Raw genomic sequence first — 24,654 nt, 5'->3', positions numbered from 1 at the left:
AGAGCGCTTGCTGGAGACTGGGGGCGGTCGCGCCGCCCGCCGGGGACGCGGCGCCCCCGTCGCTCCAGGAGGAGGAAGCGTTGCCGGTCCACGAATACTTCACTGAGATGTACCGCGGCATGGACCGGGCTCGCGCCTCGGGACGGACCGACGAGGAGCGCGAAGCGCTGGCCGAGCGGTTCCTGCGCGAGTACCAGGGCCACGACGAGCCGTGGGACGCCACCGGCGTCCAGGTGGAGGACACCGCGATCGCGGGCCCGCACGGCCCGATCCCGCTGCGCGCCTACCGGCCCGAGGGGCCGATCCGCGGCGCGGCGCTGTGGGCGCACGGCGGCGGCTTCGTCCACGGCGACCTCGACATGCCCGAGGCCCACGTCGTCAGCCTGGAGATCGCCCGGCGCGCTGGCGTGTTCACGGTCTCCGTGGACTACCGGCTCGCGCGAAACGGCGTCCGCCACCCGGTCCCGATCGACGACGTCCACGCGGCGTGGACGTGGCTGTGCGGTGAGGAGACCGCCCGCGGACTGCCCATCGCGATCGGCGGCGCCAGCGCCGGGGGCGCGCTGGCCCTCGCGGCCGCCTTGCGAGCCAGGGACACCGGTCCCCGCCCGGCGGACGCGCTGCTGCTGGCCTACCCGTTCGCGCACTACCCGAACCCGGCCCTGGACCCGCAGGTGAGCGCCGAGATGGCCGCCATCCCCGCGCGGTTCCCCACCGAGAGCATCGAGAACATGGTCAGGAGCTATGTGGGCCGCATCAGCGACCTGCCGCCCGACGCGCTTCCGGGGGCGGCCCGGCTCGACGGGCTCCCGCCCACCCGGATCCTGCTCTCCGAATACGACGACCTGCGGGCCTCCGGTGAACTGCTCGAACGCCAGCTCACCGAGCTCGGCGTGCCGGTCGAGTCCCACCTGGCCCCCGGCATGACGCACGGCCACCTGAACCATTTGCCGCGGCTGCCCGCGATCGACGCGTCCCTGGACTTCCTCGCGGGCGGCCTCACCGGCTGACGCGCGGCAATGCTCCGATTCGGACGTGCGGTGCCGCTTTCCCGGGGAGGATGCGAAGCGACACACCGTTCGCTTGGAGGAATCATGGCTCGGAGTGCAGTGGCGCTGGGCGGAAGCGCGAGCACTCCGATCACCTGCGCCCCGTTCAGGGCGTGACGATCGCGAAGTTCAGGTCGGGCTCGTCGAGCACGGCCAGGAGCCTGCCGAGGACCGCCGGGTCGCCGTCGTGCTCGATGGCCTCCGCGTTCTCGCCTTCCAGCAGGCCGAGCAGTTCGGCCTTGGTCAGCCGGAGCGTCAGGTCGGGCTCGGTGCCCTCGTCTCCGGTGGAGTGCCAGTGGATCAGCACCCCGTTCGACAGCTCGGTCCGGTAGCGCTCGCCGATGTCGGTGAAGACCCAGTCGACCACCATCGGCTCCGAGGCGGCCTTCGGGCCGTCGACGCGGATGGCGACCGAGTCGAAGACCTGGGTGACGGTGAGCGCGGCGGCCATGCCCGCCGAGGAGACGGCCGTGGGTTCGATGCCTCCGCGCAGTTCCTTGGCGCCCATCAGGTAGTAGTTGCGCCACGTGCCGTTCTCGGCGGCGAGGCCGAGCCGCTCATAGGCGCTCGCCAGCAGCTCCTTCGCCTCGCCGTTCGACGGCTCGGCGAACACGGCGTGCTTGAGCAGCTGGGCGGCGAAGCGGGCGTCGCCGCCCTCCAGGAACTCCCGGCCCTTCGCGGTGAGGGCGTCGGCGCCGCCGAACGCCTTGGCGTAGCGCGCGGCGCTCTGCTCGGGCGGGTACTCCCACAGCGAGGAGGGGTGCCCGTCGAACCAGCCCATGTACCGCTGGTAGATCGCCTTGGTGTTGTGGGAGAGCGAACCGTAGTAGCCGCGGGCGCTCCACGCCTCGGCCAGGCCGGGCGGCATCTCGATCCGCTCGGCGAGCTCGGACCCGGTGTATCCCCGGTTGAGCAGCCTGAGGGTCTGGTCGTGCATGTAGGCGTACAGGTCGCGCTGCACCGCCAGGTACGAGCGGATCCGGTCGGCGCCCCAGGTCGGCCAGTGGTGGGAGGCGAACAGGACGTCCGAGTCGTCGGCGAACATCAGGATCGCCTCGTTGAGGTACCGCGACCACACCCGCGCGTCCCGCACCACCGCGCCGCGCAGGGTGAGGATGTTGTGCATGTTGTGGGTGGCGTTCTCGGCCATGCACAGCGCCCGGCGCTGCGGCAGGTGGAAGTTCATCTCCGAGGGCGCCTCGGTCCCCGGCGTCAGCTGGAACACCAGGCGCACCCCGTCGATGGTCTCCTCTTGGCCGGTGCGCGCGATGTCGACCGTGGGCGGGACGATCGCCGAGGAGCCGTGGGAGGTGGTCAGGCCCAGGCCCATGCCGACGATGCCCTCGGGGCCGGTGTCGAGGGCCGCACCGGCGTAGTACATGGCGCGGCGCAGCATGGCCGGACCGGCGTAGACGTTCTCCTCGACCGCGTGCTCCATGAACCCCTCCGGGGCCAGGATCGGCACCCGGTTCCTCGCCGGGTCGATCACGCCGAGGACGCCGCCGAAGTGGTCGATGTGCGAGTGGGTGTAGACCACGGCCGAGACCTGCCGGTCGCCCCTGGCGCTCTGGTAGAGGCCGAGGGCCGCGGCGGCGGTCTCCGAGGAGACCAGCGGGTCGACCACGATGACGCCGGTGTCGCCCTCGATGATCGTCATGTTCGACAGGTCCAGGCCCCTGACCTGGTAGACGCCTTCGCAGACCTCGTAGAGGCCCTGGCGGGCGCACAGCTGGGACTGCCGCCACAGGCTCGGGTCGACGGTCTCGGGCGCCTCGCCCTCCAGGAAGGCGAACGCGTCGCCGTCCCAGACCACCTCGCCCTTGTCGTTCTTGACGGCGCCGGGTTCGAGGCGGGCCTGGAACCCGCGGTCGGCGTCGTCGAAGTCCTGCCTGTCGGTGAAGTCCAGGCCGTCCAACGACGTCGCGGACATGCCCGGTCCTCCGGCTCGCTCCTGTTCGGCAGCCATGGTCCCCCTTGGTCGACTGCGCGGATGAATCGGACTCAGACTATGGCCGGGCGGACCGATCCGGCGCCGTTTTCACCGCACCGAGCCTGCTCGCGCTCGAGGTCCGTCTCCATTGCGAACGCCGAGCGAGGTCGGGCACGACGGCGGGGCTCCGGTCGCCGCCCTATTCGGGGACGACCAGGTGGAGGTGGCGGTCGGCCAGGCCGATCGCGACCTGCTGTCCCCAAGTGAGGGTGAGGTGGTCGGACTCGACGCCGTCGGCGAAGACGACGAGCCGCTCGCTCTCGCAGACCAGGCGCAGCTCCTCCCCCGCCCGCAGCGTGCCCGCGGTCAGCGAGGTGCCGGTCGCCGGTGACGGCCACGCCTCCCGCACGAACCAGGACAGGGACGGTTCCTCCGGCGCGGGCAGCGCCTCGCCGCGGCCGCGTTCGGCCGCGATGGAGGCGCTCCAGCCGGTGGCTCCCGTGCCCGTTCCGACCACCACGCCGGACGAGGACTGGCGCTCGCCGCGGCCGTCCGCGCCGACGAGCCGGTAGCGGGCGGACTGGTGGGCGGCGTGGCCCGCGTAGACCTCGTTGAGGCCGGTCAGCTCCTGGCCGTCGTCGAGGCGGGCGGCGACCATGGTGAGCCGCCGGATCGCCGCCGTCTTCCCGGCCGCCGCCCGGAGCACGGCGGCGGCCGCGTCCGCCCGGAAGCGGATGAGCACGCCGGGATTGCGTCCCGGCTCTGGATCCACGCCGATCACCGGCTGACCGTCCAGGTATTTCGCGAGGTTGGCCACCAGTCCGTCCTGGCCGACCGCGACGACCAGGTCCTCCGGTGCGAATGGGAACCGAGGCAGGTCCGCCCGGTCCACGCGGCCCCGGCGCCAGTCGGCCGGGACCGCCGCGTCCACCGCGGTGATCGCCGCTTGGAGCGCCTCGTGCCGGGCGGTGACCTCGTCCAGGCCGCGGCCGCGCTGCCGCAGGAAGTGGTCGGCCGCGGCTCGGGTGCCGTGGCGGGCCAGCAGCTCGTCCAGCTCGCTGCGGCGGCTGACGACGACCACTCTGGGGGCGAGGGTGCCGCTCATCGCGGGCCGTCGGCGAGTCGGGCGAGGGTCCCGGTGAGGAGGTCCGGGGTGATCGTGAGCTGGCCGATCTCGGGCAGCTGGCCCGCGAGTTCGCGCAGCGCCAGCGATTGCAGCACGGCGGGGGGCAGGTCCCGGTAGGCGGCCATGCGGGCCTCTTCGGCCTCGGCCTCGGCCACGCCGACCGCCCGCACCTTGTCGGCCTGGGCGGCCGCGAGCGTGCGCTCCTTCTCCGCTTCGCCTTGGGCGGCGGCCAGGGCCGCGGCCGCGGACAGCTCGGCCTTGCGCCGGTCGTTGGCGCCCTTCTGTTCGACCAGCTGCTGCTCGCGCCTGGCCAGTTCGATCTTGTTCTGCAGCTCGTTCTCGGCGATGGCCCGCTCCTGCTCCACGGCCTGGGCGCGCCGCGCGTACGTGGCCTTGTCCGCGTCCTGCTGCACGGCTTCCCGGGTGGGAGTCTGGAGCGACCGCTCGAGTTCGGGTTCGGGCCGGATGGCCACGACGCGGGCGCTGACCACGGCGACCCCGATGTCGCCGAGCCGGGCGTCGTCGGCGAGCGCCTCGGCGACGGCCTGGCGGACCTCGGTGATGGCGACGGTGAGCGCGTCCGCCAGCGGCAGGTGGACCAGCAGGTCGAGGGCGGGCTGCTGGGCCAGTTCGGTGAGGAGGGTCGCGACCTGGTCGAGCGGTCGGGCGCGGGCCCGGCCGTCGTAGGGATCGACCGAGAAGTCCAGCCGGGTGGCGGCCAGCGCCGGGTCGGCGATCCGGTAGGTCACCGTGGCCTGGACGGTGACGTCGGCGAAGTCCGCCGTGCGCGCGTGGAACAGCAGGGGCAGTTCCCGGTCGTCGACCGGCACCTCGGAGAGCACTGCCGTCAGCGGGCGGTACCAGAACGACTGGTCGGTTCCCTCCTTGCGGAGCCGGCCCCGCTTCTTGAACCGAACCCAGACGGTCGGGGTGCCGCGCAGGTGGCGCAGGAACAGCAGTCTCTTGACATCGGCCATGGGGTGGGCCTCCATTCTCGTCACTATGACGATAACAGTCGTGATAGATTATCGTCAAGGTGGTGATAATGAGTTATCCAGTGTTCGCCGTCACGGTCGACCTCGTCGTCCTCACCGTGCGCGAAGGCGGGTTGCACGTGCTGCTGGTGCGGCGCGGCTGCGAGCCCTACCTCGGCCAGTGGGCACTGCCGGGCGGGTTCGTCCACGCCGACGAGGACCTCGCCGCCGCAGCGCGGCGCGAACTCGCCGAGGAGACCGGCCTGGCCGAGCCGGGCGGGCACCTGGAGCAGCTCGCCAGCTACGGCGCACCCGCGCGCGACCCGCGCGGCCGCGTGGTCACCGTCGCCTACCTGGCGCTGCTCCCCGACCTTCCCGCTCCGATGGCCGGAACGGACGCGGCGGCGGCCGCGTGGCAGCCGGTCGGGCGCCAGAGCCTCGCCTTCGACCACGACCGCATCCTCGCCGACGGTGTCGAGCGCGCCCGCTCCAAGTTGGAGTACACGCCGCTGGCCACCGCCTTCTGCCCGCCCGAGTTCACCATCGCCGCCCTGCGAACGGTCTACGAGGCGGTCTGGGGCGAGGCGCCGGACCCGCGGAACTTCCACCGCAAGGCCACTTCCGCACCGGGCTTCGTCGAGCCCACCGGGCGATCGACCGAGGGCGAGCCCGGCCGACCGGCCAAGCTGTACCGCCGCGGCGACGCGGCGCTCTTGAATCCGCCGATCCTGCGCCGCAGGCTCGACGTCGATGCCGCTGCTCCGACATAGCGGGAAGTTCGCGCGAGCGGGCGACCGCGAATCGGCACAGCGGCGGAAGGCTTCCGAGTTCTGCCCAATCAGTACGGACCCGCGCCTCCCGGCCGGTGCCCCTGTCATCGCAGGGGTCACCGGCGCCCTTGGAGATGCGGGTCCGTATCAGAGTGCGGCCGCGCCTACGGCGTACTGGACAGGAAGTCGCCGTACGGGCCGTTGAGGATGCCGTTCTTCTGCTGGTCGTTGAAGTGGCAGTTCGGGTAGCTGTAGAACGACGCCGACATCGGCGTGCCGTCGGTGTACGTGGAGTCGGGAAGCCCGAGGGCGTGGCCCAACTCGTGGACCATGCCGCCGTACCAGCGGTTCATGTCGCCGCCGAGGCCCGCCGCGCCGTCGGCGTCGTGGCCCGAGAGGATCACCCAGCCGCCGCCGCCACCGCCGCCGGAGACGCCCTCCTTCTCGGCGCTGATCTCGCCGACATTGATCCAGCGGCGGTCCGGTGCGTTGAGGCCGAGCTTGGCCATCAACTCCTGCTGCATGTTGAACACCACCCACCAGTACCGGTCGCCGCCGTTGGGGGTGTTCTCGTACCAGCTCGCGTCGTGGTCTCCGGCCACGACCTCCACCACCGGGTCGTTGAGCGTGAACGTCACGCCCAGTTCCTGCCGGTAGTAGCGCTGCGATTCCCGCATGACGGCGGTGATGCCGTCCGGGTACCGCTGGTCGTAGGGCACGTCCGTGGGCCTGAGCCAGTACACCCGGACCGTGCCGGTCGGCGGGGCGGCCTGGGCGGCGTCCGCGAACGCCACGGAGCCGAGCGCCACGGCCGGCACGGTGCCGGCCAGGCGAAGCGCGGTCCTGCGCGGGAAGTGGGAGCTCATGATGGGCCGCCTCCGGTGGTGAGGAGCCGGGTCGGCCGATGTTGTCGCGTCATTTCATACCTCCGGGAATGTCGGCAGGTAAGGCCGGGAGCATCCGAAACTGTCAGAAAAGGTTTTCGAAATGCTGTACGGGACATCGTAAGAGCCCGAGTTCCGCCGTGTCAATGGATCGACCGGAATCAATACAAATCCGGATAGATCCAGCGGGTGCCATGGCGGGTTCACCGGCAGCGCGGCCGAGACGGCGCGCCGCCACAGTCTGACCGCACCGCCCGCGACGAGGTGGATCGATAAATCCGGTCGCGATCAATATTGATTCAGGTCTATGCATTGACACTATGGAGTGCTGACTCGTACCATAGCGCCTACAAGGTGTCAGAAAACCTTTTCGGTTTGTTTCGGTCCCTATCCCCCGACCCCACACCGACCCGCACCCTCGGAGGCACGCAATGACGCAACGGCATCGGTCGACCCGGCTCCTCATCACCGGAGGCAGGCCGTCATGAGTTCCCGCTTCTCGCGCAGGGCCGCCCTGCGACTGGGCGCGCTGGCCGGTGCCGCACCGGTCGTCGCCGCCGCGGTCGGCACCGGGTCGCGCCCCGCGCTGGCCCAGCAGACCATCGGGTATCCGACCTTCACCGGCGGCGACCCCGTTCCGCCCGAGCCCGCCTCGTTCACGGTGGACGGCATGATGCCGGCCATGTACGAGGCCGAGGCCGAGGGCACCGACTTCTGGATGGACCGCCTGCTCGCCCGAGAGGGCGTTGACCCCGCCGGCGACCAGTGGCTCATGACCAGGGGCCGGGCGCTGCTCATGCGCGTCCACGACCCCGACGTCATCGGCTTCGGCGGCCAACTCGCCTACTACGACCCGTTCTTCGACCGCACCAGCAACACCGACGGGTTCACGGTCGGCATCGGCCAGAGCGGCTTCAGCGAGGTCGTCAACCGGCGCCGCCAGATGCCGAGCCACTGGACCAGCGTCCACAACGGCGGGAACCTGACCGTCGAGGTCCAGAAGTTCATCACGCACAACAACGTCGCGGTCGCGAACCTCACGATCACGAACAACGGCGGCGGGACCACCGTCCCCATTCGCGTCGACTCCGACTTCGCCTGGCAGGCCGACGGCGAGGAGCTCACCGGCGTCCTCGACGTCCAGAACTCCCGCGGGGAGCGCCTCACCACCGTCTTCCCGCGCCTGTCGGGCACCGGGCTCACCCCCTCGGGCGGCGCGCTCACCGGGGAACTCGCCCTCGGCTCGGGCGAATCGGCCACGGTCAAGGTCCAGCTCGGCATGATCGCCGAGGAGATCCCCGAGTCGGCCACCGAGTACGCCGCCTACCGCGACGCCGCGCCCGGGGCGGCCTTCGCCGAGCAGGTCCAGACCTACAACCGGTGGTGGGCCGAGAACGTGCCCTACTTCGACGTGCCCGACGAGGAGATCAAGAAGTTCATCTACTACCGCTGGTGGCTGATGCGCTACAACTACCTCGACGCCGACATCCCGGGCAACGACTTCCAGTTCCCCACCTCCATCGAGGGCGTCACCGGCTACAACAACGCCATCGCGCTGACCGTCCCGATGTTCATCGACGACCTGAAATACCTGCGCAACCCCGTCTACGCCTACGGCCCCTGGGTCTCCACCGGCGAGTCTTCCGAGGGCGGGCGCTTCATGGACAATCCCGGCGACCCGGAGAACTGGTCGAACTCCTACACCCAGTACATCGCCGAGGCCGCCTGGCGCTCCTACCAGATCCACGGCGGGCAGCTCCCGATCGTGGCCAACCTCGCGCGCTATGCCGAGGGGGACGTGAAGGGCCAGCTGGACACCTTCGACACCAACAACAACGCCATCATCGAGTACGACTGGGGTGCGATGACCGGCAACGACGCCGACGCCGTCTCCTTTCATTGGCGCAGCGGCAACCTCGACCGCGCCGAATCCGCCTACCAGTACTCAGGCGCCCTCGCCGCCGCCCAGGCCTACGAGCTGCTGGGGAACGGGTCGAAGGCCGCCGAGATGCGCGGCCTGGCCGAGGAGATCGCGAACAGCATCGTCCAAGTCCTGTGGAATCCCGATCGTCAGTTGTTCGAGCACGTCCACGTCGACTCGGGCGGGCACGTGCCGTGGAAGGAGATCAACAACTACTACCCCTTCTCGGTGGGCGCCATCCCGAACGAGGAGCCCTACACCGACGCGCTGCGCCTGTTCGCCGATCAGGCCGAGTACCCGCTGTTTCCCTTCTTCACGGCCAATCAGGTCGACAAGGCCGAGGCCGCCGCCGCGGGCTTCCCGGGCTCGAACAACTTCTCCCAGATCAACTCCACCGTCCAGTTCCGACTCTTCTCCTCGGTCCTGCGAAATTACGACACCGACGCGATCACCGTCGAGAGCTACAAGAAACTCCTGTACTGGAACGCCTGGGCCACCTATATCGGCGGGGACACCCGCTGGCCCGACTCCAACGAGTTCTGGGCCGACTGGAACCCGCAGTCGCAGACCATCGGGTTCCGCTCGTGGATCCACCACACGATCCTCGGCTCGAGCATCTGGACGTTCGTCGAGGACGCGATGGGCCTGCGCCCCAGGACCGACAACGCCGTGGAGCTCTCCCCCTTCGACATCGGCTGGGACCACTTCACCGTCAACAACCTCCGCTACCGCAACGCCGACCTCACCATCACCTGGAACCGGCCCGGCACCGGCTCCGCCTACCCGGGCGTGCCCGAGGGCTATTCGGTCTTCATCGGCGCGAGCGGGCCTTCACCCTCGACGGCCTCGTTCCGGCCGTGTGGAATCCCGACACCGGCCAGGTCCAGTTGACCGGCGGCCGGGGGCAGGTCCTCTTCAACCAGGCCATCGCGGGCCTGTCGGCGCCGCAGGACGTCGAGCTCACCGGCCGCGTCGTCGACGTGTTCGCCAAGGCGGGCGCCAACCTGGAGCACGACGCGGAGAACCTCGCCTTGGGCGCCGCCGTCTCGGCCTCGCACGCCGCCTCGGGCACCAGCGCGGCGGCCGCGGTCAACGGCACCACCGTCAACGCGCCGATCTGGAGCAGCGCCGGATCGGGCAACACCAGTGACTGGTACGAGGTGGAGTTCGACGGGACCGAACTGGTCGACGAGGTGCGCCTGTACTTCTACCGCGACCGCACCGCGAACGGCCTGTCGGCACCGGCCTCGTACCGGATCGAGTACCACGACGGCGCCGACTGGGTGAATGCCCCCGGCCAGGACAAGAGCCCGGCCGCCCCGCGCGCCAACTACAACAAGGTCAAGTTCAACGAGGTCGGCACCGAGCGGATCCGCGTCGTCATGGACCACCAGGCCGGGCACGCCACCGGCCTCAAGGAGATCCAGGCCTACTACACCGCGGAGGGCGGCTCGTCCGGCCCCGAGAACGTCGCCCTCGCGGCCGCCGCCTCGGCGTCCTACACCTCGCCGTGGGAGACCATCACCGCCGTCAACGACGGCATCGACCCGCCGCGGTCCAACGACACGGCCAACTCCCGCTGGGGCGCCTGGCCCGAGGAGGGCGAGCAGTGGGTCCAGTTGGAATGGACCAGCCCGGTGACCGTCACCTCGTCCGACATGTACTTCTTCGACGACAACGGCGGCGTCCGCGTGCCCGCCTCCTGGCACATCGAATACCTGTCGAACGGCACCTGGCAACCGGTGAACGCGAACGGCTCCTACGGGACCGCGCCCGACCAGTACAACTCCGTGGACTTCGACGCCGTGACCACCACCGGTCTCCGGGCCGTCCTCCAAAGCGGCGCGGCCAGCGTCGGCGTCCTGGAATGGAAGGTCTTCACTTAGATTCCCGAGTCGGCGCGGTCAACGCCGAATGCAACCGAACTCCAACCGGCACAAGGAGAAACCATGCTGAGAACCGCAAGACGCCAGCAGGCGAGGCTCCTGCTCGCCGCGATACTCGCCGCGGGGCTGTCCTGGACGCTCCAGGCCGTCACCGCAGGCGCCGCGCAGGCGCAGGTGGCCACTGCGGCGACGCCGTCGGCGTCCTACACGTCCCCGTGGGAGAGCATCGACGCGATCAACGGCGGCATCGACCCGCCCCAGTCCGACGACACGCAGAACGCCCGCTGGGGCACCTGGCCCGAAGAGGGCACCCAGTGGGTCCAGCTCACGTGGGGTGGGGCGGTCACCGTCGCCTCCGCCGACCTGTACTTCTTCGACGACAACGGCGGCGTCCGCGTCCCCGCCTCGTGGCACATCGAATACCTGTCGAACGGCTCCTGGCAACCGGTGAACGCCAGCGGCGCCTACGGGACCGCCGCCGACCAGTACAACTCGGTCCAGTTCGCCGAGGTCACCACCACCGCGCTCCGCGCCGTCATGCAGAGCGGCGCCGCCAGCGTCGGCGTCCTCGAATGGAAGGCCTACGGCGAGGGCAGCGGCCAGCAGAACGAGTGGAATCCGCCCTCGAACCTGGTGCAGCCGCTGAACGAGGTCTGGGCGCACGTGGAGGACACCTACAACCTCGACTTCCGCAACTTCGGCTGGGACCAGGTCATGGCCACCGGCGGGAAGATCAACTACTGCGTCCGCTGGGACTCGCAGGCGTCGGTCTCGGCCTCGCTGCGCGACGGCATCGAGGCCAAGCTCCAAGAGCAGTACCAGCTGTGGTTCGACCAGATCGTCGGCTGGAACGACTGGCCGTTCGACCACATCGATGTCAACGTCGTCGGCTGGGCCGCCTACGACCGGGATCTCTTGCAGTGGAGCGACGACTCCGTCGACATCTACATCAACGACATCCGCGAGGACGCCCCGCAGTGCTCCGAGGACTGCGGGAGGTTCTTCCACCAGGACGGCAACTATCCGAACTGCCCCGGCGGCTACGACCGCCATTACGACCAGAGCCTGTGGCTGACCGCGGGCATGGGCGGCGGCGCGGGCGGCGACTGGGGCCAGCGCATGGGCAGCGAGTACTTCACGGGCGCGCTCGGGTCGTCCCAGATCACGATCTACCTGCATGAACTGGGGCACACGTTCGGGCTCGACGACTTCTACGACTGGACCCCGACCGGCCAGTGCTGCTTCATCATGAAGGCCGGCTCCTCGGCCACCATCACCGAATTCGACCAGTGGATGCTGCGCGACTGGTGGCGGCATCTGAAGGGCCGTTACGGGCTCTGATTCCAACTCCACAGCCGTGCGGGGCGCCGTCGATCGTGACGGCGCCCCGCACGCGTCTTGGAACGCCCGCCGAGCGGGCTCCGGAACCCCGACGCCGACGCGATCGCGGACAGCACCAACGCGATCGCCACCTCGCAGGTGGCGCTGCCGGAGGAGGTCTGCGACGAGGCGTACGCGGAAGAGGGCTACGAAGCGTCCGTCGCGAACCTCGCCCAGGTGTCGCTCGACGGCGACAACGTGTTCAGCGACGACGGCGGCGAGAGCCAGCTGGCCACCGTCTCGGGCGACGCCGCGGGCGGGTACACCGTCTCGCTGACCGTCGGCGTCGACACGGGCACAGAGGCCGGAGGCGGCGCCGGAGCCTCGCCCCCCGGCGGAGGCGAACCGCCCACCGGAGGCGAAGGAGGCCCGGCCGGAGGCATGGGCGGCACCGACGCCTGATAGCGCGCGGCGGGCCCGCCACCCGGAACGAATTCCGGGTCGCGGGCCCGTATCACGTTGTCGGCGTGGAGATCGACTGCCTCAGCAGCGCTTCCAGGCGAGGTGGAACACGGTCTTGACGCTTCCACGGGTCGAGTCCATGGTCATGAAGCTCTTCAGGGCGGGGTTGTCGCCGGCGCTCACTCGGAGTTCGGTGTTGATGTTGAAGTTCCGCTGCTCGCCGCACGGCTTGTAGACGAATTCGGCGGCTCGATCGGTGAACTGCCAGTCGCCGTTGTACGGACCGTCCAGCTCGTGGGCGGAGCGGGTGGTCGCGGAGCTTCCGCTGAAGTAGTAGCTCGCCTGCTGCATGCCGGTGGCGCCGGATTCGAGGTGCCCGTAGCCGCGGTAGTCGGCCCTGGCGATCGCGTAGGTGAACCCCGACGGAACGTTCACGGCCAGGTTGATCTGGCAGTTCTTGCGGGAATCGACGACATCGGTGCTGCCCCCGGCCTCCGCCAGGAAGCGGTCGTAGGTCACGGTGAACGACGTGTTGTCCCCGTTGACGGTGGCGTCGGCGGTGCCTTGCGGGCAGCCGGAGCCGTTGACGGTGACGACGTCGACGGTGACGCGGCCGCCGGGGGCGTCGGCGAGTTCGGTGTCCGCCTGCGCGGCGGGGCCGGCCAACATGGCCGCGGCCAGGGCGGCCAGGGCGGCCAGGGCGACCGCGGCGAGGAGCGGCGTCTTTCGGAGTATTTTCATTCGGATCACTTTCTGGGCTGAGGGCAATCGATGGCGACTGCTCTACTGCGGGTGAGGGATCGGGGACGGCAATACCGGTGTTCAAAATTCGGGAGCGCTCCCAGCGGTTTGCGAGGATGGGTCGAAAACCAGGGTCTGTCGAGAATGCTCAATCGGTACATTCATGTATATCTATAAGTAACGAATTAGTCAAGAAGTGCTTAAAAGTTCATATTAGATGGATTGCGGAGATAAGAGAGTAAATGGTGACCATATGAGTATTTTGGTCATCACGGTGGGGGTGGGGCCAGATTGACGGAGCCGCCGCCGGGTTCGACGCGCCTCGCGAGGGGTCGGCTTCATCGCCTCCAAGAGCGGCTTCGCCGCATCAAACGCTTGCCAACGGAAACATTTCGGAAATACCGCGAAGACCTTGACAAGTCCTCTAAATATAGGCAACCATCAATATATTTCTTGGGAGCGCTTTCCTCGTCGAAATGATCATCAAACCCGTTTCGCACGAGCCAAGACACCGATAGAGCCCCTCCGATCGCCGCCACCAAGAAGAAAGGACATCGAACTATGCAATCGCGTCAAATGCATAGGAGGCTGGCGGTCGCTCTCATGGCCGTCGCCGCTCTCGGCGCCAGTGCGCTGACCATCGTCTCGGCGAACCACGCGTTCGCCGAAGAGGGCTGCGAAGTCGACTACAACGTCACCAACGACTGGGGCTCCGGCTTCCAGGCCAACATCACCATCACCGCCGGCGAGCCCATCAACGGCTGGCAGATCGACTGGGACTTCCCCTCCGGCACCGCTGTCAGCAGCGCGTGGAACGTCGACTGGAACCAGAGCGGATCCAGCTTCAGCGGCACCGACGTCGGCTGGAACGGCTCCATCGGCTCCGGCCAGAGCCGCGAGGTCTTCGGCTTCGTCGGCAACGGCAGCAGCGCCGAGCCGAGCCGGATCTCCGTCAACGGCGACGTCTGCGACGGCCAGACCGACCCCGGACCGGACCCCACGGATCCGGACCCGACGGACCCCGTCCCGACGAACCCCGAGTGGGGCCAGGGGCCGCCGCCCGCCGACGCCGAGCTCAGCATGGCGTACGAGCTGGTCTTGCAGCCGAAGGGCTACGACCCCCAGCCCGGCGAGTGCGCCAGCGAGATCCACGCCAGGTATTGGACCTACGGCCCCGACGGCAAGGTCTATCCCACCTGGCACCCCGTCCAGGACCCGAGCGGCTGCTCGTTCGGGCACGAGCACGGCGACGACCCGCGCAACTCGCCGCTGTTCGACGAGAGCGGCTTCCCGCCGTTCGGCTACGTCAGCGAGGTGCAGGCCGACAGCCTGCCCGACATGAGCCAGCGGCACGAGGACCATGTCGGACACAAGGTGCTGGTCCAGAACGTCGACGTGATCCAGGGCGATGACGGCTCCGCCTTCTTCCCGCCTCAGGGCACGGTCCTGGCCAACTGCGACATCCTGTTGAAGATCCACCAGGGCACGCACTCGCCGGACGCGTTCAAGAACAACGTCCACGAGCTGATCAGCAACATCAAGTGCACCGCGAACGGGCGGACCGTGCAGGCCGACGTAGCCGTGCTGATGCCGTTCGGCGTGGCCGGCGGCTTCAGCCCGTCCGAATGCCCCGGCTTCGGAGGCCGGTTCATCGACGTCGGAACTCCGGCGCCGGCGGACTCGCCCTCGGAGTACGTGACGCCCGGACGGCTGATCGCCGAGTCGAGCTGCGTCGACGCGATCCGCCGCGGCGAGACCCACTACGATCCGCTCTACCCCGACCCGCAGCCGTTCAACGTCTCCGACATGGACGACTTCTGGTTCGGCAACTCGCAGATCAACGGCGCCGGAGTGAACTTCAGCATCTCGCCGCTGTTCTACGTGGTCAACTCGTCGCGCTACTACGACCCGTCCCAGCCGAACAACCTGGGCCGGGTCCTGGACCTGTGCTACGAGCCGGATCTGCTGGGCGGCCCGGGATGCGAGGAGGCCCTCCAAGCCGGGGAACGGCTCGAATGGGACGACCCCCGCTCGCCGTTCACGGGGAGCCTGCGAGAGTACCGGCCGGGCGGCTTCACGCTGCAGAGCTCCGGTTCGACCACGGTCTACACGGACGCGTACGGCGGCAACGTCTCCGCTGCGCCGTTCGAGGGCTCCATCGAGCAGCACTTCTCGGGCAGCACCCCGTCCGGCGGGTCGAGCTGGTACCTGCGGGGCGCCACCCGCGACTGGGACGACGGCACCGTCCACGCGCCAAACTGATCGACGGCTGACACGGTGAGGGGCCCGCGGCGGATCCGCCGCGGGCCCCTTGCCGTGTCGTTGCTCAGTGGACCGCTTCGAGCTCCGATTCGACGCGCTCGTCCCGCACGGGAGCCGGGCGCGGCCTGCGCGGGATGAAGAGGGTCAGGGCCGCCGCGACGAGCGCCGCACCCGCGCCGATGAGGAAGCACAGCCGGAACGCGTCGTGCGTGGGGATCGACGGGGTGCCCGGCGCGAGGGTCATGGTCTGGCTGGTCAGGACCACGGCCATGACCGCTCCGGCGACGGTGGTGCCCATCGATCGCATCAGCGAGTTGACGCCGACGCCCGAACCGGCCTCGGAGCGGGGGACGTTGTCCATGATCAGGGTGGGCATGGCGGCGTAGCCGATGCCCACCCCGGCCGCGGAGATGCAGCTGGCGACCATGAGCTTCCACGCCTCGTCGGTCATGAACGCGGCCACGAGGTAGCCCCCGGCGATCACCGCCGCCCCGATCGCGAGGGTGAGGCGGCCGCCGATGCGGGTGAGCATCGCGCTGGAGATCGGCGCGAACGCCAGCATCATCAGGCCCGCGGGGGCCATCCAGAGTCCTGCCTGGAGGATCGTCTGTCCCAGGCCGTAGCCGGTCTGCTCGGGCATCTGGAGCAGTTGGGGCACCACGATGGACTGCGCCATCATGCCGAACCCGGCCGCGAGCGCGGCGAGGTTGGTGAGCAGCACGGGCAGCCGCGCGGTGGTGCGCAGGTCCACGAGCGGGGCGCGGTGGCGCAGCTCGTAGACGCCCCACAGGACCAGGACGGCGGCGCCGCCGATGATCGACGCGAGCGTGCTCCCGTCGGTCCAGCCCCAGTCGCCGCCCTTGGAGATGCCCACGAGCAGGGCGACCAGGCCGACGGCCAGGCCGATCGAGCCGACGAGGTCGAACCGGGCCGGGTGGCGGTTGGCGCGGTGCGGGAGGGCGACGGCGGTGAGGGCGGTCATGACCGCGGCGAGGACGGCCGAGAGCCAGAACAGCGCGTGCCAGTCGTACTCCTGGGCGATCCAGGCGGCGATCGGGAGGCCGAGCGCGCCGCCGACGCCGAGCGTGGCGCTGATGCCCGCGGTGGCGGTGTTGACCATCTTCGGCGGCGTCACCTCGTGGACCATGCTGATCGCCACGGGGACGTAGCCCATGGCGATGCCCTGGAGGAAGCGGCCGACCAGGACGAGCGCGAAGCCGCCGCCGACCGCGCACAGCAGGGAGCCGAGGACGAGGATCGCGGCGCTGACGATGAGGATCGGCTTCTTGCCGAAGATGTCGGCCAGGCGCCCTGCCGTGGGCATGGCGACCGCGCCGCCCAGGAGGGTGGCGGTGACGATCCAGGAGGTGTTGCTCGCGCTGGTGTCGAGCAGCTTGGGGAGCTCGCTCTGGATCGGGATCACCAGCGACTGCATCAGGGCGGCGCAGAGGCTGGAGAAGCCGAGGACGAGCACGATCAGGGCGGGGTGCCGGGAGCTGGGGTGCGCCGCTTCCGGCTCCGCCCTTGGCGGTGATGGGGACATGGTTTCCTTAGGCTTCGATGTGTAAGTTACATACGATAGACTTATGTATCATACACAATCATTGGGATGTGTCCACCCGCATGTGAAGGAGGCGACATGGCCGAGCAGCGTTCAGGTACCGCCCCCGGCGACCCCGGGCGGCGGTTCGCGGCCGCGATCACGCGGTTCGAGCGCCAGCGCCACGTCATCACCCAGTGCGCCACCATCGGCACCGCCGACCTGCGGCTGCTGTGGCTCCTCAGCGAGAGCGGCCCGCGCACGCTCCGCGAGATCGCCGACCAGCTCAAGCTCGAGCAGTCGACCGTCAACCGCCAGGTCAACGCGGCGCTGCACCAGGGCATGGTCCAGCGCTCCCGCGAGCCGGGCAGCCCCGCCTACCGATTCGCCCCCACCGAGGCGGGCGCGGAGGCGCTCAAGGCGAACCTGGACGTGGTCCTCGGCGGCTACCAGTCCGCCCTCGACAGGCTCGGACCCGAGAAGTCCGAACGGCTCATCGCGCTGCTGCACGAGTTCGCCGACGAGTACGGCCGGGTCGTCGACGAGCGTTAGCGACTACGCCGCGCGGCCTCCCCACGCGGCGGACTCCCCCGCCGGGGCGATCCGCTGCGGCACGTCCCACGGGTTGTCGTCGCGCAGCGGCGGCGGCAGGATCGCCGCCGGAGCGTTCTGGTAGGCGACCGCCCGCACGAACCGCGCGATGGCCGCCGTGCCGACGCTCGTGCCGCCCGAGGTCGTGGCGGGCCACGGCCCGCCGTGCTGCATCGCGGGGGTCACCGCGACCCCCGTGGGCCAGCCGTCGAACAGGACGCGCCCGGCCCGGCGCGATGCCGCGCGCACCAGGCGCGCGACGTCGTCGCCGTCGGCCCGGTGCACGGTGACGGTGAGGTTCCCTTCGAAGAACTCCTCGAGCAGATCCGCGTAATCGGCGTCGGCCGGTGCCTCGACGAGGATCGTGAGCGGGCCGAAGCACTCGTCGAGGAGCGTGCCGAGACCGGCGCGGAGGTCCTCGACGCCGACGGCGGCCATCGTGGGCGTCACCCAGCCCTGGCCGCCGTCGTCGGTCCGCAGCGACCCGGCGGCGATGACGCGGACGCCCGCCGTTTCGAGGATCGCGTCGCGCCGCCGCGCATAGCCCTCGGCGATGCGCGGGCCCAGCATCCGGTGCTCCTCGACCTTGGCCGAAGCCTCGGCGATCGCGTCGTCGAGGCCGTGGCCCGCGGGCAGGAAGACGAATCCGGGCTTCGTGCACAGCTGCCCGGCGGAGCCGCCGACGCTCGCCACGAGCCCGGCGGCGATCTCGCCCGCGCGTTCGGCGAGGGCGCCGGGGGTGACGAAGACGGGGTTGACGCTGCCGAGCTCACCGTAGAACGGGATCGGGTCGACCCGCGCGGCGGCGATGTCGGCGAGGACCCGCCCGGCCCCGACCGATCCGGTGAACGACGCGGCCTTGACGAGCGGGTGCCGCAGCATCGCGACTCCCGCCTCCTGCCCGGCGATGAGTTGCAGTGTGCCCGAAGGGAGCCCGGCGCCTTCGAGCGCGGCGGCGGCGACCTCGGCGGTGCGCTCGGACAGGAGCGGGTGGCCCGGGTGGGCCTTGACGATGACCGGGTTGCCCGCGGCGAGCGCGGCCGCGGTGTCCCCGCCGGCGACGGAGAACGCGAACGGGAAGTTGCTCGCGGCGAAGTTCAGCACGGGCCCGATCGGCTCGTTGACGCTGCGCACGTCCGGCCGGGGCCCGAGCGCGAAGTCGGGGTCGGCGCGGTCGATCCGGGCGTCGAGATAGGCGCCGTCGACGACCGTGTCGGCGAAGAGCCGCAGCTGGACTGCGGTCCGCTTCAGCTCGCCGCGCAGTCGGACCTCGGCCAGGCCGGTCTCGCTCATCGCGAGCGCCACCAGGTCGTCGGCTTCCGCGGTGATCGCGTCCGCGGCGGCGACGAGGGCGGCGGCGCGGGTCGCCGGGGCGATCCGCACGAGCGCGCGGGCCGCCTCGTCGGCGGTCCGCGCGATCGCGTCGAGGCTGTCGAGTGGCGTCTGGTTCGTCATGAGCACTCCTAGAACTGGAATCCCGAAGGGAACGGGTCGGCGGGGTCGAGCATGTACTGCGCCGTGCCGGTCACCCAGGCGCGGCCGGTGATCGTGGGGACCACCGCCGGACGGCCGCCGACGGTGGTCTCGCCGGTGAGCCGCCCGATGAAACGGGTGCCGATGAACGACTCGTTGACGAAGTCGGTCTCGAGATCGAGCTCGCCGCGCGCCCACAGCTCGGCCATCCGGGCGGACGTGCCGGTGCCGCACGGCGAGCGGTCGAACCAGCCGGGGTGGATCGCCATCGCGTGCCGCGAGCGCGCCGCGGTCGATCCCGGCGCGATGAACTCGACGTGGTGGCAGTGGTCGAGCCCGGCGATCTCGGGGTGCCGCGGCGGAGCGGTCTCGTTGATCGCGTCCATGATCGCCAGTCCGGCGGCCAGGATCTCCTGCCCGCGCGAGCGGTCGAACGGCAGGCCGACGTCGTCGAGGTCCACCATCGCGTAGAAGTTGCCGCCGAAGGCCATCGAGTACGGGACGGTGCCCAGGCCGGGCACCTCCACGCTCGTGTCGAGCGCGTCGGCGTAGCTCGGCACGTTCTCGATGGTGACCGCGTCGGCGTGACCGCCCGAGACCGCGACGCGCGCGGTGACCGGCCCGGCGGGCGTGTCGAGCCGGATCTCGGTGACCGGCTCGACGACAGGGACCATCCCGGTCTCGACGAGCACGGTCGCGACCCCGATCGTGCCGTGCCCGCACATCGGCAGGCAGCCGGACACCTCGATGTAGATCACGCCCCAGTCGCAGTCGGGGCGGGTCGGCTGCTGGAGGATCGCGCCGCTCATCGCGGCGTGGCCGCGCGGCTCGTCCATCAAAAAGCGCCGCAGATCGTCCATGTGCTCGATGAAGTGGAGGCGCTTGTCGTTCATCGTCGCGCCCGGGATGGTCCCGACCCCGCCGGTGACCACCCGGGTCGGCATGCCCTCCGTGTGCGAGTCGACGGCGCTGATCAGCCGTGTCGTTCTCATGCTCCTCCAATCGCGAGCGGTCCCCGTGCGGGCACGGTACCTCTAGGAAGCGGAACCGTGGAATCGTTCGGCGTGGTCCAGGGCGCGGCGGGTGTCGCGGACGACCTGCTCGCGCTGGGCTGCCGAGAGCGGCCCGCGCGGCGGGCGGGTCGGCCCGCCGTAGCTGTTGCCCGCGACGTCCATCGACAGCTTGATCGCCTGGACGAACTCCGTCTTCGTGTCCCAGCGGAACACCGGCACCAGGCCGGTGTACAGCTCGCGGGCCCGCTCGATCTCCCCGGCCGTGACGAGATCGTAGATCGCGACGGCCTCGCGCGGGAAGGCGTTCGGGTATCCGGCGAACCAGCCCTTCGCGCCGACGACGAGCGACTCGAAGAGGAGGTCGTCGGCGCCGGCGATGACGTCGATGTCGCACCGCTCCCGGATCTCCAGGACGCGGCGGACGTCGGTGGAGAACTCCTTGACGGCCACGACGTTCTCGAGCTCGTACAGCTCGGCGATGAGGTCGGGCCCGATGTCGACCTTCGTGTCGAACGGGTTGTTGTACATCATGATCGGCAGGCCGACCTCGTTGACCTTGGTGTAGTGCTCGACGACCTCGCCGCGGTTGGCGCGGTAGATCGTCGGCGGGAGCAGCAGGACGCCGTCGGCGCCGTCCTCCTGGGCGTGCTCGGCCCACTGGACCGCTTGGTGCCAGCCGACGCCGTGCACACCGGCGACGACGAGCCCGCGGTCGCCGACCGTTTCGACGGCGACCTGCACGACCTTGCGGCGCTCGGAGTCGGTGAGGGAGGAGTACTCGCCGAGCGAGCCGTTGGGGCCGACGCCGCGGCAGCCGTTGCGGATGAGGAAGTCGCAGTGCTCGGCGAACTTGTCGTAGTCGACCGCGAGCCCGGCGGGCGCCTTCGGGTCCTCCTTGAACGCCAGCGTCGTCGCGACGACGACGCCGCCGAGGTCGAACTTCTTGTCAGTCATGGGTGTCTTCCCTTTCTAGGCACTGCCGCGCTTGGGCGTGGTGGGGAGCTCGGCGAGGTCGCCGAGCCGAATGGGCGCGGCCAGGGGCCGCCGGTCGGAGGTGTCGGCGCCGCGCGAGGTGTCCGCCCCGATGAGGGCCTCCACCGTGCGGCCGCACATGCGCGCCTGGCAGATGCCGAGGCCCGCTCGGGTCGTGAGCTTCACCGAGCGCATGGCGTGCTGCTCGGTCGCCTCTGCCACACTGCGGAGCCTGGCGTAGGGGACCTCCTCGCAGCGGCAGACGACGGTGTCGTCGCGCAGCCAGGAGGTCCAGCCGGGGCGGATGCCGTGGGCGGCCTCGATGCGCCGGGCGAGGTCGGTAGTGGCCGCGCGGCGGCGCCGGGCGGAGTCCATTGCGGATTTCGCGCCTCCGGCGGCGCGGTGGCCCGCGATGCGGCCCTCGACGAGTGCCGCGTCGACCCCGCCGATGCCGGTGATCTCACCGGCCGCGTACACGCCGTCGACGCTCGTGCGTTGATCTGGGTCGACGCGGACGAAGCGGTCCGGGCCGATCGCGCACCCGGCGGCGATCGGCAGTTCGAGGCGCGGGGTGAAGCCGTGGCTGACGCAGACCGCGTCGGCGGCGAGGGTCCGCTCGGTGCCGGGCACCGGGGCCCACTCCGCGTCGACGCGCGCGATGACCACTTCCTCGACGCGGCCGTCGCCGCGGGCCTCGACCACGGCGCGGCCGAGCCGGTAGGGCACCCGGTGGACGAGGTGATGGGCCAGGTATCCGGCGAGCTCGCGGCCCTTGTGGGCCGTGCCGAAGAGCTTCCAGGGCTTCGAGAGCCAGCCTTTGGCGAGGGCGGGCGGGCGGGCCGCCTCGAACACGCCGAGGACGGTCGCACCGGCGGCGGTGAGCGACTGGGCGACCGGCAGCAGGAACGGTCCGGCCCCGGCGACGACGGCGCGGCGGCCCACGGCGATGCGTTCGCCCTTCGCGAGGGCCTGGGCGGCCCCGGCGGAGAAGACGCCCGGGAGGTGCCAGCCGGGGAACGGCAGCGTGCGGTCGTGGGCGCCGGGGGCGAGCACGATGGCGTCGGCGGTCAGGGCCCGCGCCTCGCGTCCGGCGGCGTCGGCGGGGCCGACGAGGACTTGGGCCGTCACGGATTCGGCGGTCTCGATGGCCCAGACCTGGGCCTCGGTGACGACCTCGATCGCGTCGTCGCCGCCGATGCGGCTTCGGAGCCGCTCGAAGGCTGCCCACCCGTGGTGGAGCCGGGCCTCGTTTCGGCTGGGGCGCTGGGCGGGCAGGTGTCGCCAATACTGCCCGCCGAGGCCGTCGCCGGAGTCGAGGAGGGTGACGCGCGCTCCGGCGTCGCTCGCGGCCACGGCGGCGGCGAGTCCGGCGGGACCGGCGCCGATGACAAGAACGCTGCTCATACCCGCTCCTCCCCCGCATCGTTCTGCGTCTCGACGACATCGCCGTCCTGCGCGCGGCGCATGCACAGGCGCACGTCGCTCTCGCCGTTGACGGTGGCGACGCAGTCGAAGCAGACGCCGATCCCGCAGAAGACGCCGCGTCCGCGGCCCGCGACGGTGGTGCGCCAGGCGGTCTCGCCTTGCGCGAGGAGGACGCCCGCGATCGACTGCCCGTGCAGCCCTTCGACGGGGACGCCGTCGACGCTGATGCGCAGCGGCCGGGGCTCGGCGGGGCGGATGGGGTCGGATCTCCAGGGGACGATGGCGCTCATGCCGCTCCCTCCGGGGTCGGGGTGAGGTGGGCGGCGAGGCTCGGGCGCGAAGGGCTGAACGGCCCGGGGTCGATCGCCGGTTCGGCGCCGGTGAGGAGCGCGCCGATGAGTTCGCCCGTCACCCCCGCCAGGCCGATCCCGGCGCCCTCGTGCCCGGTGGCGTACCAGAGCCCGGGGTGCCGGTGGTCCTCGCCGATGACCGGGAGGTGGTCGGGTATGTAGGGGCGGAAGCCGCCGTACGCGCGGATCACCGGCGTGGTCTCCAGGAAGGGGAAGAGGCGCAGCGCCTTTCGCGCGACCGCGGCGAGGACCGCGACGTCCAGCCGGTCGTCGAAGCCGATCTGCTGGCGGCTGGAGCCGATGAGGACGGTGCCGCCGGGAGTGGACTCGACGACGCTGGAGGTCTGGAGCGCGGCGTCGGCGGACTGGGTCGCGCCGAAGTAGTCGCCGTCGTAGACCTTGTGGAACACCTTCTGGTGCATGCGCGCGGTCACCAGGACCATCCCGCGCCGGGGGTGGACGGGGAGCTCGGCGCCGAGAGATTCAGCGACGGCACCGGACCAGGGCCCGGCCGCGACGACGACGGCACCGGCGTGGATTTCCTCTGCGGCGGTGCGGATGCCGGTGATGCGCCCAGCGGCGTCCCGCAGTGCGCCGACGACCTCCCGGTGCGGCAGGATCCGCGCGCCCGATCGCCTGGCCGAGGCGAGCAGGGCCTCGGCGGCGATGACCGGTTGGACCTGCGCATCCTGCGGGTAGTGGACGGCCGCGGTGATCTCGGGGTTGAGGTGTGGTTCGAGTTCGAGCGCCTCGGCGACGCTGAGGTCCTCGGTCTCGACGCCGACTTCGGCCTGGCCGCGGGCGAAGTCGCGCAGCGGCCCGGCCCCCGCCTCGGTGGTGGCGACGACGACGCCGCCCTTCCGCTCGTATTCGACGGCGGGGAACGAGTCGCCGAGCTCGTCGGCGAGTTCGGCGGCGAGGCGGGGCCAGTGCGCCGAGGCGAGGAGCGCGAGGTCGAGCTCCGGCCCCGGCGCCTTGTCGGAGACCAGGAGGTTGCCTTCGCCGCTCGCGCTCGTCGCGGCGGCGGGGGCGCCGCGGTCGACGATGACGACGCTCATTCCGGCGCGCGCCAGGGCCCGCGCGCACGCCGCGCCGACGATGCCGGCGCCGACGATCGCCACATCCGCCTGCATGGTCTCACCTCCTCATTAGTGGTATGTCACATATTTATCGGGGTCGCAATGGGTCGGAGTTCTCTTCCTCCGAGGGCTACTCGCCCTCGGCCGCCTCGGGTTTGCCCGCCCACCATCCGACGGCGTGGCGGATGTGGTGGCGCATGAGCTCACCCGCCGCGTCCGCGTCGCCCGCGGCGAGGTGGTCGAGGAGCCGGTGGTGCTCCGCGGCCGAGACGTCGAGCATGCTCGTCTCCAGCAGCGAGACGAGCCCGACCAGGCGGGTGCGCGCGCGCAGCTCGGCGATCGTCTCGACCAGCGTGTCGTTGCCGAGCAGCGCGGTCAGCTCCAGATGGAAGCGGCGGTCCGCGAGCAGGTAGGCGGCGAGATCGCCCGCGCGCGCGCCGGTGACGATCGCATCGGCCTGGGCGCGGAGCTCCTCCAGCCGGTCGGCCGGGAACGCCTCGGCGAGGCGCGCCATGGCGGGGGGCTCCAGCAGCAGCCGGATCTCGACGATGTCGTGGAGCAGGTCGTCGCTCACCGCCGTCACGCGGAAGCCCTTGTTGCGCACCGGTTCGACGAAGCCGCGCTTCTCGAGGTCGAGCATCGCCTCGCGGACGGGCGTCGCCGACACCGCGAACTGCTCGGCCAGCGTCGGGACGGTCAGGAGCGTCCCGGGCGCGAGCTCACCCGAGATGATCGCGGTCGAGAGCGTCCGCTCCACGCGCGCCCGCAGGCTCTCGCCCGGCTCCAGTCGTTGGATGGATGGCAACGTCACTCCCCAGCTCTCCCTTCGACAACGCGCGTACCGGACCGGCGCCGTCGCCTCGCAGCGTACACGGCGCGGTCCGCT

Annotated in this window: 21 protein-coding genes; 8 read left to right on the top strand and 13 right to left on the bottom strand. The window is 70.7% G+C overall.

Annotated elements, in window-relative coordinates; genetic code table 11:
- Positions 1 to 80 precede the first annotated feature (80 nt).
- Positions 81 to 1,010, top strand: a complete 930-nt coding sequence (locus tag H613_RS26840; protein WP_051393388.1) for an alpha/beta hydrolase — start codon at positions 81 to 83, stop codon at positions 1,008 to 1,010.
- A 145-nt stretch (positions 1,011 to 1,155) separates the two neighbouring features.
- On the opposite strand, the gene H613_RS0115225 is transcribed toward H613_RS26840, so the two are convergent.
- From H613_RS0115225 to H613_RS0115215, 3 genes are all read right to left on the bottom strand, one after another.
- The gene (locus H613_RS0115225; RefSeq protein ID WP_026924484.1) at positions 1,156 to 2,979 is read right to left on the bottom strand and encodes an alkyl/aryl-sulfatase; all 1,824 of its coding nucleotides are present in this window, start codon (positions 2,977 to 2,979) and stop codon (positions 1,156 to 1,158) included.
- A 199-nt stretch (positions 2,980 to 3,178) separates the two neighbouring features.
- Complete coding sequence (locus tag H613_RS0115220; RefSeq protein WP_026924483.1) at positions 3,179 to 4,084, bottom strand: diacylglycerol kinase catalytic domain-containing protein; 906 nt, start codon at positions 4,082 to 4,084, stop codon at positions 3,179 to 3,181.
- The gene (locus tag H613_RS0115215) at positions 4,081 to 5,082 is read right to left on the bottom strand and encodes an SPFH domain-containing protein (RefSeq protein ID WP_026924482.1); all 1,002 of its coding nucleotides are present in this window, start codon (positions 5,080 to 5,082) and stop codon (positions 4,081 to 4,083) included. The genes H613_RS0115220 and H613_RS0115215 overlap by 4 nt, the downstream gene beginning before the upstream one ends.
- A gap of 68 nt (positions 5,083 to 5,150) precedes the next feature.
- Between H613_RS0115215 and H613_RS26835 the strand changes: the two genes are divergently transcribed.
- Positions 5,151 to 5,849 carry an NUDIX hydrolase gene (locus H613_RS26835; RefSeq protein WP_035738238.1) on the top strand — a complete coding sequence of 233 codons (699 nt, stop codon included), beginning with the start codon at positions 5,151 to 5,153 and terminating at the stop codon, positions 5,847 to 5,849.
- 164 nt (positions 5,850 to 6,013) lie between these two features.
- Here H613_RS26835 and H613_RS0115205 read toward each other — a convergent pair whose 3' ends face one another.
- Positions 6,014 to 6,715, bottom strand: coding sequence for a hypothetical protein (locus H613_RS0115205; protein WP_211234842.1), 702 nt, complete (start codon positions 6,713 to 6,715; stop codon positions 6,014 to 6,016).
- A 502-nt stretch (positions 6,716 to 7,217) separates the two neighbouring features.
- Here H613_RS0115205 and H613_RS26830 point away from each other — a divergent pair.
- The 4 genes from H613_RS26830 (at position 7,218) to H613_RS0115190 (ending at position 12,322) form a co-directional block, all read left to right on the top strand.
- Entirely contained in the window at positions 7,218 to 9,545 is a 2,328-nt protein-coding gene (locus H613_RS26830) for an MGH1-like glycoside hydrolase domain-containing protein (protein ID WP_211234841.1), read from the top strand.
- A complete protein-coding gene (locus H613_RS31730; protein WP_211234840.1) occupies positions 9,512 to 10,540 on the top strand; it encodes a discoidin domain-containing protein in 1,029 nt (342 codons plus the stop codon). The genes H613_RS26830 and H613_RS31730 overlap by 34 nt, the downstream gene beginning before the upstream one ends.
- Positions 10,541 to 10,603: 63 nt before the next feature.
- Positions 10,604 to 11,881 carry a galactose-binding domain-containing protein gene (locus H613_RS32895; RefSeq protein ID WP_051393387.1) on the top strand — a complete coding sequence of 426 codons (1,278 nt, stop codon included), beginning with the start codon at positions 10,604 to 10,606 and terminating at the stop codon, positions 11,879 to 11,881.
- A gap of 57 nt (positions 11,882 to 11,938) precedes the next feature.
- Positions 11,939 to 12,322 carry a peptidase associated/transthyretin-like domain-containing protein gene (locus tag H613_RS0115190; RefSeq protein WP_026924480.1) on the top strand — a complete coding sequence of 128 codons (384 nt, stop codon included), beginning with the start codon at positions 11,939 to 11,941 and terminating at the stop codon, positions 12,320 to 12,322.
- A gap of 81 nt (positions 12,323 to 12,403) precedes the next feature.
- Here H613_RS0115190 and H613_RS0115185 read toward each other — a convergent pair whose 3' ends face one another.
- The gene (locus H613_RS0115185; RefSeq protein ID WP_035738236.1) at positions 12,404 to 13,063 is read right to left on the bottom strand and encodes a DUF4360 domain-containing protein; all 660 of its coding nucleotides are present in this window, start codon (positions 13,061 to 13,063) and stop codon (positions 12,404 to 12,406) included.
- A 576-nt stretch (positions 13,064 to 13,639) separates the two neighbouring features.
- Here H613_RS0115185 and H613_RS0115180 point away from each other — a divergent pair.
- Positions 13,640 to 15,325 (top strand): cellulose-binding domain-containing protein, encoded by a 1,686-nt coding sequence (locus H613_RS0115180; protein WP_169732008.1) that lies wholly within the window; start codon positions 13,640 to 13,642, stop codon positions 15,323 to 15,325.
- A 64-nt stretch (positions 15,326 to 15,389) separates the two neighbouring features.
- On the opposite strand, the gene H613_RS26815 is transcribed toward H613_RS0115180, so the two are convergent.
- On the bottom strand, positions 15,390 to 16,868 hold the full coding sequence (locus H613_RS26815; RefSeq protein WP_051393386.1) for an MFS transporter: 1,479 nt from the start codon (positions 16,866 to 16,868) through the stop codon (positions 15,390 to 15,392).
- A gap of 96 nt (positions 16,869 to 16,964) precedes the next feature.
- Between H613_RS26815 and H613_RS26810 the strand changes: the two genes are divergently transcribed.
- The gene (locus tag H613_RS26810; RefSeq protein ID WP_051393385.1) at positions 16,965 to 17,417 is read left to right on the top strand and encodes a MarR family winged helix-turn-helix transcriptional regulator; all 453 of its coding nucleotides are present in this window, start codon (positions 16,965 to 16,967) and stop codon (positions 17,415 to 17,417) included.
- Positions 17,418 to 17,420: 3 nt separating this feature from the next.
- On the opposite strand, the gene H613_RS0115165 is transcribed toward H613_RS26810, so the two are convergent.
- The 7 genes from H613_RS0115165 to H613_RS0115135 form a co-directional block, all read right to left on the bottom strand.
- Positions 17,421 to 18,911 carry an aldehyde dehydrogenase (NADP(+)) gene (locus H613_RS0115165; protein WP_026924477.1) on the bottom strand — a complete coding sequence of 497 codons (1,491 nt, stop codon included), beginning with the start codon at positions 18,909 to 18,911 and terminating at the stop codon, positions 17,421 to 17,423.
- An 8-nt stretch (positions 18,912 to 18,919) separates the two neighbouring features.
- Positions 18,920 to 19,921: a proline racemase family protein gene (locus tag H613_RS0115160; protein WP_026924476.1), complete on the bottom strand. Its 1,002-nt coding sequence runs from the start codon at positions 19,919 to 19,921 to the stop codon at positions 18,920 to 18,922.
- A gap of 42 nt (positions 19,922 to 19,963) precedes the next feature.
- Positions 19,964 to 20,896 (bottom strand): dihydrodipicolinate synthase family protein, encoded by a 933-nt coding sequence (locus H613_RS0115155; protein ID WP_026924475.1) that lies wholly within the window; start codon positions 20,894 to 20,896, stop codon positions 19,964 to 19,966.
- A gap of 15 nt (positions 20,897 to 20,911) precedes the next feature.
- On the bottom strand, positions 20,912 to 22,318 hold the full coding sequence (locus H613_RS0115150; RefSeq protein ID WP_026924474.1) for an FAD-dependent oxidoreductase: 1,407 nt from the start codon (positions 22,316 to 22,318) through the stop codon (positions 20,912 to 20,914).
- Positions 22,315 to 22,629, bottom strand: coding sequence for a (2Fe-2S)-binding protein (locus H613_RS0115145; protein ID WP_051393384.1), 315 nt, complete (start codon positions 22,627 to 22,629; stop codon positions 22,315 to 22,317). Before H613_RS0115145 ends, H613_RS0115150 begins: the two co-directional genes overlap by 4 nt.
- Positions 22,626 to 23,822 (bottom strand): NAD(P)/FAD-dependent oxidoreductase, encoded by a 1,197-nt coding sequence (locus H613_RS26805; protein WP_035738235.1) that lies wholly within the window; start codon positions 23,820 to 23,822, stop codon positions 22,626 to 22,628. Before H613_RS26805 ends, H613_RS0115145 begins: the two co-directional genes overlap by 4 nt.
- A 76-nt stretch (positions 23,823 to 23,898) precedes the next feature.
- Complete coding sequence (locus tag H613_RS0115135; protein ID WP_035738234.1) at positions 23,899 to 24,579, bottom strand: GntR family transcriptional regulator; 681 nt, start codon at positions 24,577 to 24,579, stop codon at positions 23,899 to 23,901.
- Positions 24,580 to 24,654 lie beyond the last annotated feature (75 nt).

The organism is Glycomyces arizonensis DSM 44726, assembly GCF_000482705.1.
In the GTDB taxonomy this organism is placed as follows: Bacteria; Actinomycetota; Actinomycetes; order Mycobacteriales; family Micromonosporaceae; genus Glycomyces; species Glycomyces arizonensis.
The sequence above is the reverse complement of the archived record's forward strand: the minus strand, read 5'-3'. Positions and strand labels throughout refer to the sequence as shown.